Here is a 14,947-nt window from a genome sequence, read left to right as displayed (position 1 = left end):
ATTATACAAAAAGGCGGGGATATGGATGGAAAGAATCGTATTATCATTGTTGGTTGATAACACCTCCGGTGTATTAAGCCGTGTGGCCGGACTGTTCAGCCGCCGTGGCTATAACATTGAAAGCCTTACGGTGGGTGTGACTGCGGATGAGAGATATTCCAGAATGACAGTGGTGTCCACAGGCGATCAGGAGATATTGGACCAGATTGAAAAACAGCTTAGAAAGCTGGAAGACGTAAGGGATATCAAGGAATTAAAGCCAGGTTATTCTGTTTACAGGGAACTTATTCTGGTCAAGGTACATGCCAATGCCAGTGAGCGTCAGGCGATCTGTGCCATAGCCGATATTTTCAGAGCCACCATTGTGGATGTTGGAAGGGATTCCGTAACCGTCATGCTGACAGGAGATCAGTCCAAGCTTGATGCAGTTCTTAACCTGCTTGAAGATTACGAGATTTTAGAGCTTGCGAGAACCGGCCTCACAGGGCTTTCCAGAGGCTCCGACGACATTCGCTATCTGCCTTAGGCAGTCTGGAATTGTAAGCTAGAGGTATTGTGGGAGGCGGACAGTGAGCCGTCAGCATGGTTCCTTTAACAAAATATATCAAGAGTCAGTATATGAGGAGGAAATAAAAGATGGCAAAGATTTACTATCAGGAAGATTGCAATTTATCCTTATTGGAGGGTAAGACCATTGCAGTGATTGGATACGGCAGCCAGGGCCATGCCCATGCGCTTAATTTAAAGGAGTCCGGATGCGATGTCATTGTAGGGCTTTATGAGGGAAGCAGTTCCTGGGCAAAGGCAGAGGCACAGGGATTAACCGTTTATACAGCTGCAGAAGCTGCAAAAAAAGCCGACATCATTATGATCTTAATCAACGATGAGAAGCAGGCTGCTATGTACAAGGAATCTGTAGAGCCTAATTTAAAGGATGGGGACATGCTGATGTTTGCCCATGGCTTTGCCGTTCATTTTGGACAGATCGTTCCTCCGAAGAATGTTGATGTTACCATGATCGCACCAAAGGCTCCCGGCCATACCGTAAGAAATGAATATCTGGTGGGCAGAGGAACTCCCTGTCTCATTGCTGTTCATCAGGATTACACAGGCAAGGCAAAGGACAAGGCACTTGCTTATGCATTGGCTCTGGGCGGCGCAAGAGCTGGCGTACTGGAAACAACCTTTAAAGATGAAACAGAAACAGACCTTTTTGGTGAGCAGGCCGTATTGTGCGGTGGTGTATGCGCACTGATGAAGGCTGGCTTTGAAACTTTGGTAGAAGCAGGATATGCTCCGGAGAATGCTTATTTTGAATGTATCCATGAGATGAAGCTGATCGTGGACCTGATTTTTGAAAGCGGCTTTGCAGGCATGAGATATTCTGTTTCCAATACTGCCGAATACGGTGATTACATCACAGGACCAAAGATCATTACCGATGAGACCAAGAAGGCAATGAAACAGGTTCTTGCAGATATTCAGAATGGAACCTTTGCAAAAGACTGGCTCTTAGAGAACCAGGTTGGATGTGCTCACTTTAACGCTGTTAGAAAGAAAGAAGCTTCCCACCAGTTAGAAAAGGTAGGCAGCGAACTCCGCAAGCTTTACAGCTGGAACGATGGCGGAAAGCTGATTGATAACTAAAATTTATATCTGCAGGCAGCGGCCTGTTAGTAGAAAAGCCTGGAAAAAGCAAATCTTTTTCTAGGCTTTTTGATTGTAGAAATTTTTAAGTATGGATCCCTGCCCCTCGCATGGCATCAAAAAAAGTTCTCCATAGCAGTGGATAACCCGCTGGGATTATAAGCGAACCCAACGGTTCTTTTCCTTATGGCCGATTCCATGGGAATCTGGATCAAATCTCCCCGGTCCAGCTCTTCCTGGACAAATTCCTTGATCACACATCCGATTCCCAGTCCAATTTTAGCAAATTCAATCAGCAGATCCATGGTGGTGACTTCCAAAAGCTGATTTGGCACAATCTGATTTTCATTCAGATATTCGTCAATGTACTTTCTGGTCATATTGTTCTTATCCAAAAGAAGAATATTTCCTGTCTGGAAAAGGTCTGCATCCGGCCCTTCCCTCAAATACAGGTTATCCAGATAAGACTTTGTAGCCACAAAAACATCATGGATGTCCATAACCGGCTGAAACAAAAGGGGGCGTCGGTTGGCCGGTTCTGCAATCAGTCCCAAATCAATCCGCTGTTGTTCCAGCATGGTGATTGTATGGGAAGTGGACTGGCTTTCAATAGAAATCTTAATATGAGGATACTTCTCAATGAATCCCTTTAAATAAGGAAGAAGTAAATACTTGCAAAGAGTATTGCTGACACCGATTTTTAAGTGTCCGATATTAAAATCCTTCACCCGCTTCAGTTCCAGTTCCCCGCGGTTTAATTCTTCAAAGGCTGCTTTTGTATGATTATATAGAAGCTTTCCTTCTTCCGTAAGCTGGACACCTCTGGAATTTCTCGTAAATAAGGCCACGTCCAGGCTGTCTTCCAGCTTGCTGATGGATTTGCTGATGGCAGGCTGGCTGATGTAAAGCTCTTTGGCAGCCTTTGAGATATTTCCGGCTTTGGCAACTTCATAAAATATCTTATAATGGGAAAGGTTATGATCCATGTTAAGGTCTCCTCTCATTTTTCTTCCTATCTTATAACTAGCTATTATATTAAATATTCATATTATGTATTTCTATTATATCAATAAGTATGTTAGAATGTAAAGCAAGAAAAAGATGTTACAGTTTGGTCAGGAAACATGTTCTTTCCGCCAGATGGTGTATAGCATGGCTGAACTTTAATAGTGATAAATTAACAGGAGGACGCAGTCGATGGGAATGACGATGACCCAGAAAATATTGGCAGCCCATGCAGGGCTTTCCCAGGTAAAGGCAGGACAGCTGATTGAAACGGAGCTGGATCTGGTATTGGGAAATGATATTACATCTCCGGTTGCCATTAAGGAAATGGAGAAGTTTCATAAGGAAACCATCTTTCATAAAGATAAGATTGCCCTGGTTATGGACCATTTTATTCCTAATAAGGATATTAAATCCGCAGAAAATTGTAAATGCTGCCGTGATTTCGCCGGCAAACACGAAATTACCAATTATTTCGACGTAGGGCAGATGGGAATCGAACATGCCCTTCTTCCGGAAAAGGGGTTGGTGGTTGCGGGAGATGCAGTCATTGGAGCGGATTCCCATACATGCACCTATGGAGCATTGGGAGCTTTTTCCACCGGTGTGGGCAGTACGGATATGGCGGCAGGCATGGTAACTGGAAAAGCCTGGTTCAAAGTGCCGACCGCAATAAAGTTTGAACTTGTGGGGAAACCCTCCAAATGGGTCAGCGGCAAGGATGTTATTTTGCATATCATAGGCATGATCGGTGTGGACGGCGCCTTATATAAGTCTATGGAATTTTCAGGAGATGGCATCAGGAATTTATCAATGGATGACCGTTTTACCATCTGCAACATGGCCATTGAAGCCGGAGGAAAGAACGGCATTTTCCCGGTGGATGACTTATGTATTCAATACATAAAAGACCACGGGGAGCGTGATTACAAAATTTATGAGGCAGATGAGGATGCCGAATATGAGGCAGTTTATACCATTGACTTATCCAAATTAGAGCCAACAGTTTCCTTTCCCCACCTTCCTGAAAATACCAGGACCATGGCTCCTTTGGGGAGATTAAGATTGATCAGTCTGTGATCGGCTCCTGTACCAATGGCAGGCTTGACGATATGAGAATCGCAGCCGCTGTTATGAAAGGACATAAAGTGGCAAAAAATGTGCGCTGCATCGTAATTCCTGCCACTCAGGAAATCTATTTGCAGTCCATGAAAGAAGGCCTTTTAGAAATCTTTATTGAAGCCGGAGCTGTGGTAAGCACCCCGACCTGCGGTCCCTGTCTTGGCGGCTATATGGGAATCCTGGCGGCAGGAGAGCGCTGTATCTCCACCACCAACCGTAATTTTGTGGGGCGGATGGGTCATGTGGATTCAGAGGTATATCTGGCCAGTCCTGCGGTGGCGGCTGCAAGCGCGGTTACCGGCCATATATCTGCGCCGGGCGAACTGATTATAGGAGGTTATAAAATATGAAGGCATGTGGATCTGTTTTTAAATACGGAGATAATGTGGATACGGATGTTATCATTCCTGCCAGATATTTGAATATCACAGATGGGAATGAGCTGGCAAAGCACTGCATGGAAGATATTGACAAGGATTTTGTAACCAATGTAAAAAAAGGGGACATTATTGTCGCAAATAAGAATTTTGGATGCGGTTCTTCCAGAGAGCACGCCCCTCTGGTAATCAAGTGTGCCGGAATAAGCTGTGTCATTGCCGAGACCTTTGCCAGGATTTTCTACCGGAATGCAATTAATATCGGCCTTCCTATTATAGAATGTCCGGAAGCTGCCAGAGCCATTCAGGCAGGAGATGAGGTTACAGTAGATTTTGACAGCGGTATCATCACCAACAAGACCACCGGAGAATCCTTTGAGGGGCAGGCATTTCCACCCTTTATGCAGGAGATCATTTCAGCAGGTGGGTTGTTTCCCTATATTAATAAGAAGAAATAGATGGTTTCCATGGAAAATCGGTCCGTAATTGCCAGGAATTGTGTCCGGCAGTTACGGACTTTTTTTACGGGATGACAGCGAGCTAAGGTCAAGCTTCCTTGACTTTGGCGGCTGCTCGCGGGTCAATATCCTGAAGCTTGCTGTGGAGTATTGACTTCCTGACATTGCAAATAATGGAAATGCGTATTATAATAAGAAAAAATTTAAGGAGTTGATTTATATGGTAAAGACAAATGCAATGCGAATGCTTGACAAGGCAAAAATTTTATATACCACAAGAGAATACGAAGTGGACGAGCAGGATCTGTCCGGCAGCCACGCAGCGGATATGATGGGGGCGGATCATGGGAGCGTATTTAAAACTCTTGTATTAAAAGGAGAGAAAATAGGATATCTGGTCTGCTGCATTCCGGTTGACGGGGAACTGGATTTAAAAAAAGCGGCGAAAGCTGCCGGAGATAAGAAGGTGGAGATGATTCCGATGAAAGATTTGCAGGGAGTCACCGGATACATTCGGGGAGGCTGTTCTCCTATCGGCATGAAAAAACAATTTCCTGCCTTTGTCGAAGAATCAGCCCGTTCCTACGGGGAAATTGTCGTCAGCGGAGGCCTAAGAGGGCAGCAAATCGTCATTTCTCCCCAGACCCTCGTTGATTTTATAAAGGGCAAATTTGCTTCACTAATACAGGATTAGTTTACATAAAACAAAGAAAGACAGGGACAAGTCTAACTGGTGATGTTGAATAATTAACATAAATGTAACACTATTGTAAAATGTTACTATAATAGTAGCATAAAGAATGAGGGTGAAAGCACAAATATATAGTGCATAATGTATAAAACAAAAAAAGGAGTTGAAAAAATAGAAATTAAAATATCACAAAAATGTTAAATAGGCATTGACTTTTTTTAGCAGGCTTCTTCTATAATTACGGACGTCACCAGGAAACGGCTGTGAAATGTAACCAGCCCAGGCAAGTGATATATGAGAAAGAGGTGTATATATGCTTACACTACGCTCTATCCTTCAGCAGATTTGTCAATTCTTCAGAGGGATGGCCTTTAAGGTCACAAAGCGGATGTATCGTTCTTCCGCAGTTTTTATGGCGGGTGCGGCAATTATTACTGTTGTGGCGTTTACCTCAACGGGATTTGGAAGCGGCGGCAGGAATGCTTTAACGGCATTTGCAGAAACGCCGGAACCGGAAGACTCTCCGGATAATGAAGAAGTGAAAGAAGAAACCCTTAACCAGGAAAAAAAACTCAAATAAAACTTACGGAAGCCAGAATGCAGGCACAGCAGCTTGCCGGTAATTTTCTGGAAAAAGAGGTAATCCAAAAGCAGGCGCTGCAAGAAGAATCCAGGGCAGAGATAGAACGGATCAATGCCAGGATCGCTTTGGAAGAAGAGGCAAAACGGCAGGCAGAGGAAGCTGCTAAAAAAAGCGGAAGAAGCAAGAAAGGCGGCTGAAGCGGCAGCCATAAAGGCAGAGAAAGAAAGGGCCCTTCATGCCACATCGGTGTCTACGGACGATTATCAGGTCTTACTGCGGATCGTGCAGGCGGAGGCCGGAGTATGCGACGACAAGGGAAAGATCCTTGTGGCCAATGTGATTTTAAACCGCGTAAAGAACGGGGAATTTCCCGACACGGTGAAAGGAGTCGTCTACGAACCCTCCCAATTTTCACCGGTATCAAACGGCAGTATTAATTCCGTAAAAGTGACAGATGATACGAAACAGTGTGTTGATCGTGCTGGCGGGAGAGGATTATTCCAACGGAGCCCTGTATTTTATGAATCGGGGAGGCTCCAGGAGAGGAGCTATAAGCTGGTTTGATTCCCATCTGACCTATTTGTTCCAGCACGGCAACCATGAATTTTTTTAAATAAAAACATTGTAGAATATTCTGCTTTAGGTGTATACTATATGTGCATGGCAGGTACCCTTTGGATCTGCGGCCAAACTATACGATACATAAAAGGAGAGTATGATTATGATTTTTGACTCAGCAAAAAAACCTTGATTTTTACAGAAACCTTGGAGTGGATGGAAGATACGAAAAGGCAGTTGATTTTCTTAAAAATACAGATTTAGAGAGCCTGGTGCCAGGCAAATATGAAATTGACGGTAAGAATGTTTTCGCTAATGTAACAGAGTACACAACGGTTCCCTGGGAGGAAGCCAAGTACGAAGCTCACCATAATTATACAGATATTCAATATATGATATCCGGTTCAGAAACCATGACATATGCAAGGATCGATGAACTGGCAGAAAAGGTACCTTATAACGAAGAAAAAGATGTTGTATTTTACGACAATGAAAATCCAGGCTTAAAGGTAGTTGTAAAGGCTGGAGAATATATGATTTTCAATCCCTGGGATGGTCATAAGCCAAAGGCAGCTGTAAGTGAACCAGCTATGATTAAAAAGGTGATTGTTAAAATCAAAGAAAACTGATTAGAAAACGGGAACCAATCCTTTGCGCAAAGGACCAGTTCCCGTTTTTATTTTATGGGTTCCAGCCATCAGAACCGGACAAGACTGCTTCTTTTGTGAATTTTTCAAGATCAGCCTCTGTCAGCCGGTGAATCCAGTCCGGCCGTTTTTCCATTACGGCACCAGGACCGTAACTGCCGTATTCCCCATAGAAGGCATGTTTATGGGCAGCTTCCTTGTTCCAGTCATGCCAGCCTTCCTTGCAGATATGATCATCCATAAAGCAGTTTAAAAGCACGGTTTTTCCATATTCCCTCCAGGGACGTCCCAGATAAGCGTTGTCGGCGGGACAATTGCCTTCAAAGCGGCAGTTTGCCATGACGTAGCCATATTCCTGATCTTTTGGAGTGGAAGCAGCAGTCACATAGCTGCTGATCTCCATTCCTGTGTACTTGGAAAAAAAGGTACAGCCTTCAAAATAAGCGGTGGCACTGCCGAAAATAAAGTCAATATCCCTTCGAGGTAACAGTTTTTATAATAGTGCCGGCCATTGATCCGGGGGGAATGCTGCTTTGGTCCGATAAAACCATTCGGTTCGATTTCTTTTGGAGGAAGAGGACCAGTAAAAAGAGTGTCCTGGTTTCCCAGGAACCGGCAGTTTTCAAAGTGCAAACGGTCCCCATCGGCATAAAAGGCCAGAGCCTGTCCAACGTCGGTGCCGGTTCCCGCGCTGTTTTCAAATGTAAGGTTCCTGGCCGTAAAATCATGGGTATCGATCAGGCAGGAATAGGTGCGGAAGGTGCCCCGTTTCATTCCATCCTCCATGGTCATGCGGGCATAAAGGCCGCAGGAGAGAATGGTGCTTTCCGCATCTTCCCCAACAAAGGTTACGTGAGGAGCCCTTACGGTAATCTGTTCTTCATAAAAGCCCTTGTGAATATAGAGGAGGTGCTCCCCGGTATGATCGGCTGGAAGAGAGCGGAGCGCTTCTCCAATGCTTTTAAAATCTCCAGTGCCATCTTTAGAAATATGAATCATAATTATCCTCTCTTTTGATTATTGTACACAAAATGCATATTTATATATTAAATATATCCATTTTATATGAAAATTGCAATCAAAATCATTGACTTTTTCTTAACAAAGTGAGATAATAGTCACAAATTTGGATTTTATAAAAGGAGGATTATTCTATGTCAACAAAAGCATATTATCCAATCAATGAAATTGGAAAAGGCCAACCAGGTTTTGCAACTACGCGTTCGATCATTGAAGCTCCGTTTTATGGAAACAACGTAATTAAAATCAATACTCTTAGAGAGGCATATGATCTGGCGAAGAATTCACCAGGAACCGTTGTAACGGACATGCCTGTATACAGAGGAGAGGAATTTGGCCTTGATAAGGATGCCAAGGTTCTCTTATTTAATGATGGTGCGATTACCGGACGCTATGCGACTGCAAGAAGAATCGCAGGAGAACCCGGTGTAAATTGCGGTGCTCTTGACAAGGTTGTTATGGACGCAGTTTATGAAACCCGCTGGAAAACAATGTATCATGCACAGGTTTTTGTAGGTCTTGATCCTGAATTCATGGTGAAAGCACACCTCCTTATTCCGGAAGGTGAAGAAAATATCCTGTATAACTGGATGTTAAACTTCCAGTATATGTCTGATGAATATGCGAAAATGTATAAGACTTCCAAGCCGGTCGGTGATGGAAAAGAAGCTGATATCTTTATCTTCTCTGATCCTCAGTGGAACGGTTCTGACCGTCCCGGAGTCGATCTCTCCTGTTTAAGTGATCCAAAGTGTTTATGCTACTTTAATACGGACCAGAACTGTGCTGCAATCCTGGGTATGAGATACTTCGGTGAGCACAAAAAAAGGCACCCTTACTATGGCCTGGGCTCTTGCAAACCGCAATGGATATGCTTCCTGCCACGGCGGACAGAAAGAATATAACCTGACTGATGGTTCAAAATATGTTGCATCCGTATTTGGTTTATCCGGCTCAGGAAAATCCACCATCACCCATGCAAAGCATGGCGGAAAATATGGTGTTACGGTTCTCCATGACGATGCATTCATCATCAATACCGACACCTGCTCATCTGTTGCATTGGAACCCACATACTTTGATAAAACACAGGATTATCCGACCGGCTGTGAAGATAACAAATATCTTTTAACTGCCAGAACTGCTCCTGTACCTTAGATGAAGACGGAAAGATCCAGCTGGTAACAGAGGATATCAGAAACGGCAACGGACGTGCCATCAAATCAAAACTGTGGTCTCCTAACCGTGTGGATAAGATCAATGCTCCGGTCAATGCTATTTTCTGGATCATGAAGGATCCTACGATTCCGCCGGTAGTAAAATTAAAAGGCGCTTCCCTGGCATCTGTTATGGGCGCAACTCTTGCAACAAAGAGATCAACAGCGGAAAGACTGGCACCGGGAGTTGATCCCAATGCCCTGGTGGTTGTACCTTATGCAAACCCATTCAGAACCTATCCTCTTGCCAATGACTATGAGAAATTTAAAAAAAACTGGTAGAAGAGAAGAATGTAGATTGCTATATTATTAACACTGGTGATTTCATGGGTAAGAAGGTTCAGCCAAAGGATACCTTAGGCATCCTGGAAGCCATTGTGGATAAGACCGCCCAGTTCAAGCAGTGGGGACCATTCTCTGATATCGAAATCCTTGAGTGGGAAGGATTTGTTCCGGACCTTAATGATACCGCTTATGTAGAACAGTTAAAGGCACGTATGGCAGACCGGGTGAAATTCGTTGCAAATACAGCTACTGTTAAGGAAGGCTATGACAAGCTTCCGGATGATGCCCTGGCAGCACTTGAGAAAATTGTTGAGGAATTAAAGTAAAATTTCATAGAGACGAAAAGGAACTCCCTTTTTCGTCTCTGTTTTTCTTAATTACACTGAAAGAGGAGGCGCCATGAATAAAGAATATTTGTTGTTTGATTTAGATGGAACCCTTACGGATCCCAAAGAGGGCATCACCAAGTCTGTCCAGTACAGCCTCCGGCATTTTGGTATTGAGGTGGAGAATTTAGATGAGCTTTGCTGCTTTATCGGGCCTCCTTTAAAGGACAGCTATATGGAGTATTACGGCTTCAGTGAGGAACAGGCAAGAAAAGCCATTGATATTTACCGGGAATATTTTTCAGAAAAAGGATTGTATGAAAATAAGGCCTATGAAGGGGTTTTGGATGTACTGAAGTCTCTCCTTAAGGCAGGGAAAAAGCTTTATGTGGCCTCCTCAAAGCCGGAAGTGTTTGTCAGGAAGATCTTAAAACATTTTGGGCTGGATTCCTGTTTTTTATTTATGGGAGGCGCTGACATGGAAGAAATCAGGGTAAAAAAAAGCCGATGTGATCCGTTATGTTTTAACGGAATGCGGAATTACCGATTTGGACAAGACGGTGATGATCGGAGACAGGAAGCATGATATTTTGGGGGCAAAAGAAACCGGAATTGCCTCTGTAGGGGTGTTGTACGGTTATGGAGACAGGCAGGAGCTTACGGAAGCCGGAGCGGATGTTCTGGCAGAAACAATTTTTGATTTGCAGAATCTTTTATAGTATGCTATACTAAGTCTCTAACGCTGGAAAAGGGTGATTCTCTCTTTTGCCGGTCCGGCAGAAAAGCCGGGATACATTACGATGATCAGGAGGAATACAAGAGATGAAAAAGGTGGAGATCGGATTCTGGGGAGTTGAATCTATCCTGGAATTTGTCTCGATTGCGGGAGCATGTAAGGAAAAAAATAAATTTGGCCTGCGGAGAAAGAACGGTAAACGCAAAATCGTTGCTTTCTGTCCTGTCTTTGGCCACTGCAGATGGAGTGGAATTGATCATTCATGAAGAATCCTGCGATTCTCTTTTAAGAATCCTGGAACTGTATGTTGAGCATGGAAGACTGCTTGGCAGCAAACATATTGCTGTCTGATCCAATGGATTAAAATTAAAACTGACAGGAAAAGGAACTTGAAAAACAAATCAAAGTAGTGTATACTAAGACCATAGAAAACATGAGAAAGTAATTCCTGAGATGTACGACACTCTTACCTTTTTTTGAACCTACATTATGACACATGGGATTCCAATATTTTCAGGTGGATGTCAGGCCTCCGTTTGCAGTGGAAGGCAGAAACCTGAGTGAGGTTGCCCACCTAGCTCGGCTAGGCGTCAATAAGTAAGAACCGGCATTTTGGGGTTACTAAAGAAAAAAGCAGCGAGAAATCGCTGCTTTAATTTTATGTAAAAGTATGGTAGAGTATAATGGACAGTAATCAAACTTAATAACTTAGGAGAATTTCGATGAAAGAGACAAAATTTCGGAACTATATCTGCTGGGGAGTCACAGCGCTTTCCGTTATTGCCTTGAGCATAGCCTTTGCTTTCTTCCTTTCCAGATTCCAGGCTGTGAAAGGTATGACAAAATTGGTCGTGGGTATTCTGATGCCTGTCATTTACGGAGCAGTGCTTGCATATCTTTTACTGCCGGTATATAACAAGTCCAGGGACATGACTAAGCGCCTGCTTTCTTCCATGTGGAAAAACAGGAAAGGGGTGAAGTCCGTATCCGGACTTATGGGAACCTTGGTCAGCCTCATTTTTCTGTTTGTAATTGTAGTCGGACTTTTCTGGATGATCATTCCTGAGATTTATACCAGCATTATGGGGCTCCAGGAGACATTGGGCGAGAACATGAACGATTTAGCCTGTGGCTTCAGAAGATGTTAGAGGATAATCCTTCTGTGGAACGGGCGGTCATTCCTATCTATGACCAGCTGACAAGCCATCTGCAAAACTGGCTGACCTCTGACCTGGTCCCCAACATGTCCACGTTAATCGGCAGCCTTTCCAGCGGACTGTTAAGCGTGGTGCTGGTTCTTAAGAACATTCTGATCGGCGTTATCGTAATGGTCTATCTTCTGAACATAAAGGGAACCCTTTCGGCCCAGGGCAAGAAGATCATTTACAGCATATTTCCGCTGAAAGTGGCGAACCAGGCAATTGATGAAATCCGTTTTGTTCACCGGGTGTTTGGCGGGTTCATAACGGGTAAAATTTTGGATTCCCTGATTATCGGATTATATGCTTTTTCCTTTTAAACGCCATGAAGATGCCTTATACGCTGTTAGTGAGCGTGATTGTAGGGGTAACCAATATAATTCCCTTTTTCGGCCCGTTTATTGGAGCCATCCCCAGTGCATTTCTGATTCTGCTGGTAAGCCCTATTAAATGCCTGTATTTCCTGATCTTCATCCTTTTGCTCCAGCAGTTTGACGGAAATATTCTTGGGCCGAAAATATTAGGACAATCCACAGGTCTTCCCAGCTTTTGGGTGCTGTTTTCCATCCTGCTTTTTGGAGGAATGTTCGGCTTTGTGGGAATGATCATTGCGGTACCAACCTTTGCGGTGATTTACAGCGTGATTTCAAGACTGGTGAACCGTTCCTTAAAGAAAAAAAGATCTCTCCCTTAAAACGGCGGATTATTATAACCTGGAACGGATCGAAGACGATAAAAAAACATATATGAGATAAGAGGAGCGCATGAATAAAAAGACATTTATTGGATTTGTTGTCGGTATTCCTCTTTTGGTTTTGATTCTCATTATTATTATTCTGGTGGGTGAACCGGAACCGGAGGGATTATCAAGAGGGGTGGCATTTAAGTCGGCTGCTCTTCTTCTTACCGATAGAGAAAGCTGTGAGAAGATGCTGTCGGACAAAAGTCAAGAATACTTTCCGGAAAAGGAACAGAATAACTGGTATGTGAAATACATGAATTTCCTGTATGCAGGCGGTTATCTTGATCCCCGTGAAATACCGGCAAAAAGGGACACTGCAGAAGGCTTTCTGACCTATAAAGAGGCGGAAAGCCTGGCGGAAGCTTTGGTTCCCGGATCGGGAAAGAAGATTCATGAAAGCGGCAAGAAGCAGAACAGGAAGATCCCATCAGATGAATGGTGGTATTTGTATGAAGAACTGAGGGAAGCGCTGGATAAGGAAGGAACGATCAAAGTGCTTGACGTATTTCTTTATGGCACTCCCACTAATGTAAAAACCGCAACAGCCTGGACTGCCTATACCAGCGGGGGAAATTTTCAATTTGAAGGCATCAGCTGGATTCTTACATAGACTGGGAGCTAAAGCTTCTGGTAAAGGGCAATGAGATCATCGCATTAAAAGAGGCGGTGACAGATTCCATAACCTATAAAAATGTCTGGCTGACCAGTGGAACGGGAGGAACATTCGGCGTATCCTTAGGGGCCGTGGAACGTACCTTTCCTCTTGAGGCCTCTTTGGGACAGCCGGAGGATTTTGCCAATAATATTGCGGATATCACTTTAAAAAGAGGGAGCTTACAAAAGGTTACCTTAAAGAAAAAGAAGATAACGGGGAAGTTCTTGCGGTAAAGGAGAATTCTGTTGAGATTGAGGGATATGGCAGCCTGAAGCTGGATAAGGATTTCAAAGTGTACCGTTTATATGGACAGTTTGAAGAACGCAGTATCTCTGACATTCTGGTGGGATATGATATACAGGATTTTGTTGTGGCCCATGGCAGGATATGTGCTGCTTTGCTGGTTAGGGAATTTGATGCAAAGAGCATTCGTGTCCTTTTAATGAACACTGATTTCCAGTCGGTCTTCCATCCGTCTGTAACCCTGTCTGCTGAGAGCGGTCTGTCATTGTCCTATGGAGATAAGGAGGTAAAGATTCCTCCAAAGGCGGAAGTGATCATTGATACCGCAGATGAGCGGTTAAAGGATGGACGGATTGTAGCAGCGCCTCTGGAAAAAGGAGATTCCATATCCGTGAATTCCATAAAAAGGTCCTATGGTATCCCAGCCTATGGCGGCACGATTGAAGTACGAAAGGAAGCTGATGGGCTGGTTTTAATCAATGAGCTGTACCTGGAGGATTATCTGACCAAGGTCGTGCCCAGTGAAATGCCTGACAGCTATGAAAAGGAAGCCTTGAAGGCCCAGGCTGTCTGTGCAGGACCTATGCTTACCGCCAGATTCAGAGCAACACCTACAGCAAATACGGAGCTCATGTGGATGACAGCACCAGATTCCAGGTTTATAATAACTTGCAGGCCGCATCAAAGACAGAAGAGGCGGTACGTGAGACCTATGGGAAGCTTTTGTTTTACAATGAAAAACCGATTGAAGCTTTTTATTTCTCAACATCCTGCGGACACACCACCGACGGCAGCGTATGGGGAGGAGATCCGGCCCTATTCCCCTATCTGGATGGCAGTCTTCTTCAGGACAGCAGGGGAGTGTTAAATTTGTCAACAAACTCTGATTTTGAGGAATTTATAAAGAAAAAGGATTACCCGGCCTATGATTCAGGATTCCCCATGTACCGGTGGGAAACCACGGTCACCAACGTCAGCTGGAGGAAGAGATCACCGAAGTCGGCTCTATCTTAAATATTACTGTGACGGAACGGGGAGTAGGCGGAATCGTGAAGAAACTGAGGGTCGAGGGTTCTGACGGCATCATGACCATCAATGGAGAAGGACAGGTGAGAGCAAAGCTTGGAAATAAATATATGGCAATTACCAAGCTGGATGGGACGCTCATGAAGAACTTTGATTCCCTTCCCAGCGCCTATATTGCAATAGAAAACCAGGGCGTTGATGACAATAACATTACAACTTTTCACATCTATGGCGGCGGTTTTGGACATGGAGTGGGCATGAGCCAGAATGGGGCTCAGGCGATGGCAAAGGGCGGAAAAAAATTATGAAGATATCCTGAAATTTTCTATCATGATACACAAGTACGGGAAGCAGAGCAGAGTAAGGAATGAGAATGATATTTCCGGCGTAGGATGATAGAAAAAGCACAG

The 14,947-nt window shown here is 44.1% G+C and carries 23 protein-coding genes, 1 other RNA gene and 3 pseudogenes; 24 read left to right on the top strand and 3 right to left on the bottom strand.

All coding sequences use genetic code 11. The annotated features are described in order from the left end of the window. Positions 1-25 precede the first annotated feature (25 nt). Together ilvN and ilvC are read left to right on the top strand one after the other, a co-directional pair. Positions 26-526, top strand: coding sequence for an acetolactate synthase small subunit (ilvN, locus tag JCM10519_RS02200; RefSeq protein ID WP_054737799.1), 501 nt, complete (start codon positions 26-28; stop codon positions 524-526). A 110-nt stretch (positions 527-636) separates the two neighbouring features. Next, entirely contained in the window at positions 637-1,647 is a 1,011-nt protein-coding gene (gene ilvC, locus JCM10519_RS02195) for a ketol-acid reductoisomerase (protein ID WP_054737798.1), read from the top strand. A 116-nt stretch (positions 1,648-1,763) separates the two neighbouring features. On the opposite strand, the gene JCM10519_RS02190 is transcribed toward ilvC, so the two are convergent. After that, on the bottom strand, positions 1,764-2,633 hold the full coding sequence (locus JCM10519_RS02190; protein WP_054737847.1) for a LysR substrate-binding domain-containing protein: 870 nt from the start codon (positions 2,631-2,633) through the stop codon (positions 1,764-1,766). A gap of 211 nt (positions 2,634-2,844) precedes the next feature. On the opposite strand from JCM10519_RS02190, the pseudogene leuC reads away from it, so the two are divergent. The 7 genes and pseudogenes from leuC (at position 2,845) to JCM10519_RS02165 (ending at position 7,070) form a co-directional block, all read left to right on the top strand. Beyond that, a pseudogene (gene leuC / locus JCM10519_RS02185) lies at positions 2,845-4,124 on the top strand (3-isopropylmalate dehydratase large subunit). Next, positions 4,121-4,609 carry a 3-isopropylmalate dehydratase small subunit gene (gene leuD, locus JCM10519_RS02180; protein ID WP_054737797.1) on the top strand — a complete coding sequence of 163 codons (489 nt, stop codon included), beginning with the start codon at positions 4,121-4,123 and terminating at the stop codon, positions 4,607-4,609. The pseudogene leuC and the gene leuD overlap by 4 nt, the downstream one beginning before the upstream one ends. Before the next feature lie 220 nt (positions 4,610-4,829). Then, positions 4,830-5,303 (top strand): Cys-tRNA(Pro) deacylase, encoded by a 474-nt coding sequence (gene ybaK / locus JCM10519_RS02175; protein WP_054737796.1) that lies wholly within the window; start codon positions 4,830-4,832, stop codon positions 5,301-5,303. 310 nt (positions 5,304-5,613) lie between these two features. Then, positions 5,614-5,880 carry a hypothetical protein gene (locus JCM10519_RS25535; protein ID WP_347842855.1) on the top strand — a complete coding sequence of 89 codons (267 nt, stop codon included), beginning with the start codon at positions 5,614-5,616 and terminating at the stop codon, positions 5,878-5,880. Positions 5,881-5,897: 17 nt separating this feature from the next. Then, complete coding sequence (locus tag JCM10519_RS25530) at positions 5,898-6,080, top strand: hypothetical protein (RefSeq protein ID WP_347842854.1); 183 nt, start codon at positions 5,898-5,900, stop codon at positions 6,078-6,080. After that, the gene (locus JCM10519_RS25525; RefSeq protein ID WP_347842853.1) at positions 5,995-6,447 is read left to right on the top strand and encodes a cell wall hydrolase; all 453 of its coding nucleotides are present in this window, start codon (positions 5,995-5,997) and stop codon (positions 6,445-6,447) included. The genes JCM10519_RS25530 and JCM10519_RS25525 overlap by 86 nt, the downstream gene beginning before the upstream one ends. A 164-nt stretch (positions 6,448-6,611) precedes the next feature. Further along, positions 6,612-7,070 carry a YhcH/YjgK/YiaL family protein gene (locus tag JCM10519_RS02165; protein WP_054737795.1) on the top strand — a complete coding sequence of 153 codons (459 nt, stop codon included), beginning with the start codon at positions 6,612-6,614 and terminating at the stop codon, positions 7,068-7,070. Between the two features lie 52 nt (positions 7,071-7,122). On the opposite strand, the gene JCM10519_RS25520 is transcribed toward JCM10519_RS02165, so the two are convergent. Both JCM10519_RS25520 and JCM10519_RS25515 read right to left on the bottom strand, forming a co-directional pair. Continuing rightward, positions 7,123-7,551, bottom strand: coding sequence for a pectinesterase family protein (locus JCM10519_RS25520; protein ID WP_347842936.1), 429 nt, complete (start codon positions 7,549-7,551; stop codon positions 7,123-7,125). Beyond that, positions 7,470-8,087 (bottom strand): pectinesterase family protein, encoded by a 618-nt coding sequence (locus JCM10519_RS25515; RefSeq protein WP_347842852.1) that lies wholly within the window; start codon positions 8,085-8,087, stop codon positions 7,470-7,472. The genes JCM10519_RS25520 and JCM10519_RS25515 overlap by 82 nt, the downstream gene beginning before the upstream one ends. A 155-nt stretch (positions 8,088-8,242) precedes the next feature. On the opposite strand from JCM10519_RS25515, the gene JCM10519_RS25510 reads away from it, so the two are divergent. The 15 genes and pseudogenes from JCM10519_RS25510 (at position 8,243) to JCM10519_RS25450 (ending at position 14,845) form a co-directional block, all read left to right on the top strand. Then, the gene (locus JCM10519_RS25510; protein ID WP_347842851.1) at positions 8,243-9,013 is read left to right on the top strand and encodes a hypothetical protein; all 771 of its coding nucleotides are present in this window, start codon (positions 8,243-8,245) and stop codon (positions 9,011-9,013) included. After that, the gene (locus tag JCM10519_RS25505; RefSeq protein WP_347842850.1) at positions 8,949-9,266 is read left to right on the top strand and encodes a hypothetical protein; all 318 of its coding nucleotides are present in this window, start codon (positions 8,949-8,951) and stop codon (positions 9,264-9,266) included. Before JCM10519_RS25510 ends, JCM10519_RS25505 begins: the two co-directional genes overlap by 65 nt. A gap of 89 nt (positions 9,267-9,355) precedes the next feature. Then, positions 9,356-9,607, top strand: a complete 252-nt coding sequence (locus JCM10519_RS25500) for a hypothetical protein (protein ID WP_347842849.1) — start codon at positions 9,356-9,358, stop codon at positions 9,605-9,607. Positions 9,608-9,651: 44 nt separating this feature from the next. After that, the gene (locus tag JCM10519_RS25495; RefSeq protein WP_347842848.1) at positions 9,652-9,936 is read left to right on the top strand and encodes a hypothetical protein; all 285 of its coding nucleotides are present in this window, start codon (positions 9,652-9,654) and stop codon (positions 9,934-9,936) included. Positions 9,937-10,009: 73 nt separating this feature from the next. Next, positions 10,010-10,655 (top strand): annotated as a pseudogene (locus JCM10519_RS02150) (HAD family hydrolase). Positions 10,656-10,846: 191 nt separating this feature from the next. Next, positions 10,847-11,023: an HPr family phosphocarrier protein gene (locus JCM10519_RS02145; protein ID WP_347842847.1), complete on the top strand. Its 177-nt coding sequence runs from the start codon at positions 10,847-10,849 to the stop codon at positions 11,021-11,023. Positions 11,024-11,114: 91 nt separating this feature from the next. Continuing rightward, positions 11,115-11,295: non-coding RNA, 6S RNA (gene ssrS / locus JCM10519_RS25490), on the top strand. 99 nt (positions 11,296-11,394) lie between these two features. Then, a complete protein-coding gene (locus tag JCM10519_RS25485) occupies positions 11,395-11,820 on the top strand; it encodes a hypothetical protein (RefSeq protein ID WP_347842846.1) in 426 nt (141 codons plus the stop codon). Next, positions 11,814-12,191 carry a hypothetical protein gene (locus JCM10519_RS25480; RefSeq protein WP_347842845.1) on the top strand — a complete coding sequence of 126 codons (378 nt, stop codon included), beginning with the start codon at positions 11,814-11,816 and terminating at the stop codon, positions 12,189-12,191. Before JCM10519_RS25485 ends, JCM10519_RS25480 begins: the two co-directional genes overlap by 7 nt. Positions 12,192-12,202: 11 nt before the next feature. Further along, entirely contained in the window at positions 12,203-12,565 is a 363-nt protein-coding gene (locus JCM10519_RS25475; RefSeq protein ID WP_347842844.1) for an AI-2E family transporter, read from the top strand. A 70-nt stretch (positions 12,566-12,635) separates the two neighbouring features. Then, a complete protein-coding gene (locus JCM10519_RS25470; RefSeq protein ID WP_347842843.1) occupies positions 12,636-13,223 on the top strand; it encodes a hypothetical protein in 588 nt (195 codons plus the stop codon). A gap of 56 nt (positions 13,224-13,279) precedes the next feature. Next, positions 13,280-13,501 (top strand): hypothetical protein, encoded by a 222-nt coding sequence (locus tag JCM10519_RS25465; RefSeq protein WP_347842842.1) that lies wholly within the window; start codon positions 13,280-13,282, stop codon positions 13,499-13,501. Between the two features lie 209 nt (positions 13,502-13,710). Then, a pseudogene (locus JCM10519_RS25460) lies at positions 13,711-14,034 on the top strand (stage II sporulation protein SpoIID); the annotation flags it as partial. Positions 14,035-14,081: 47 nt separating this feature from the next. Continuing rightward, positions 14,082-14,525, top strand: a complete 444-nt coding sequence (locus tag JCM10519_RS25455) for a SpoIID/LytB domain-containing protein (RefSeq protein ID WP_347842935.1) — start codon at positions 14,082-14,084, stop codon at positions 14,523-14,525. Then, entirely contained in the window at positions 14,462-14,845 is a 384-nt protein-coding gene (locus tag JCM10519_RS25450) for a hypothetical protein (protein WP_347842841.1), read from the top strand. Before JCM10519_RS25455 ends, JCM10519_RS25450 begins: the two co-directional genes overlap by 64 nt. The last annotated feature ends 102 nt before the right edge of the window (positions 14,846-14,947 follow it).

It is taken from the genome of Clostridium sp. NkU-1 (assembly GCA_001312405.1).
Note: the sequence above shows the minus strand (reverse complement) of the source record. Positions and strands in the feature narration are given on the sequence as shown.

What these genes read in the sequence shown, in the direction of transcription:
- ilvN (WP_054737799.1), top strand. Translation starts at nt 26, where the DNA reads ATGGAAAGAATCGTATTATCATTGTTGGTTGATAACACCTCCGGTGTA.
- ilvC (WP_054737798.1), top strand. Translation starts at nt 637, where the DNA reads ATGGCAAAGATTTACTATCAGGAAGATTGCAATTTATCCTTATTGGAG.
- JCM10519_RS02190 (WP_054737847.1), bottom strand. Translation starts at nt 2,633, where the DNA reads ATGGATCATAACCTTTCCCATTATAAGATATTTTATGAAGTTGCCAAA.
- leuD (WP_054737797.1), top strand. Translation starts at nt 4,121, where the DNA reads ATGAAGGCATGTGGATCTGTTTTTAAATACGGAGATAATGTGGATACG.
- ybaK (WP_054737796.1), top strand. Translation starts at nt 4,830, where the DNA reads ATGGTAAAGACAAATGCAATGCGAATGCTTGACAAGGCAAAAATTTTA.
- JCM10519_RS25535 (WP_347842855.1), top strand. Translation starts at nt 5,614, where the DNA reads ATGCTTACACTACGCTCTATCCTTCAGCAGATTTGTCAATTCTTCAGA.
- JCM10519_RS25530 (WP_347842854.1), top strand. Translation starts at nt 5,898, where the DNA reads ATGCAGGCACAGCAGCTTGCCGGTAATTTTCTGGAAAAAGAGGTAATC.
- JCM10519_RS25525 (WP_347842853.1), top strand. Translation starts at nt 5,995, where the DNA reads ATGCCAGGATCGCTTTGGAAGAAGAGGCAAAACGGCAGGCAGAGGAAG.
- JCM10519_RS25515 (WP_347842852.1), bottom strand. Translation starts at nt 8,087, where the DNA reads ATGATTCATATTTCTAAAGATGGCACTGGAGATTTTAAAAGCATTGGA.
- JCM10519_RS25510 (WP_347842851.1), top strand. Translation starts at nt 8,243, where the DNA reads ATGTCAACAAAAGCATATTATCCAATCAATGAAATTGGAAAAGGCCAA.
- JCM10519_RS25505 (WP_347842850.1), top strand. Translation starts at nt 8,949, where the DNA reads ATGGCCTGGGCTCTTGCAAACCGCAATGGATATGCTTCCTGCCACGGC.
- JCM10519_RS25495 (WP_347842848.1), top strand. Translation starts at nt 9,652, where the DNA reads ATGGGTAAGAAGGTTCAGCCAAAGGATACCTTAGGCATCCTGGAAGCC.
- JCM10519_RS25485 (WP_347842846.1), top strand. Translation starts at nt 11,395, where the DNA reads ATGAAAGAGACAAAATTTCGGAACTATATCTGCTGGGGAGTCACAGCG.
- JCM10519_RS25480 (WP_347842845.1), top strand. Translation starts at nt 11,814, where the DNA reads ATGTTAGAGGATAATCCTTCTGTGGAACGGGCGGTCATTCCTATCTAT.
- JCM10519_RS25475 (WP_347842844.1), top strand. Translation starts at nt 12,203, where the DNA reads ATGCCTTATACGCTGTTAGTGAGCGTGATTGTAGGGGTAACCAATATA.
- JCM10519_RS25470 (WP_347842843.1), top strand. Translation starts at nt 12,636, where the DNA reads ATGAATAAAAAGACATTTATTGGATTTGTTGTCGGTATTCCTCTTTTG.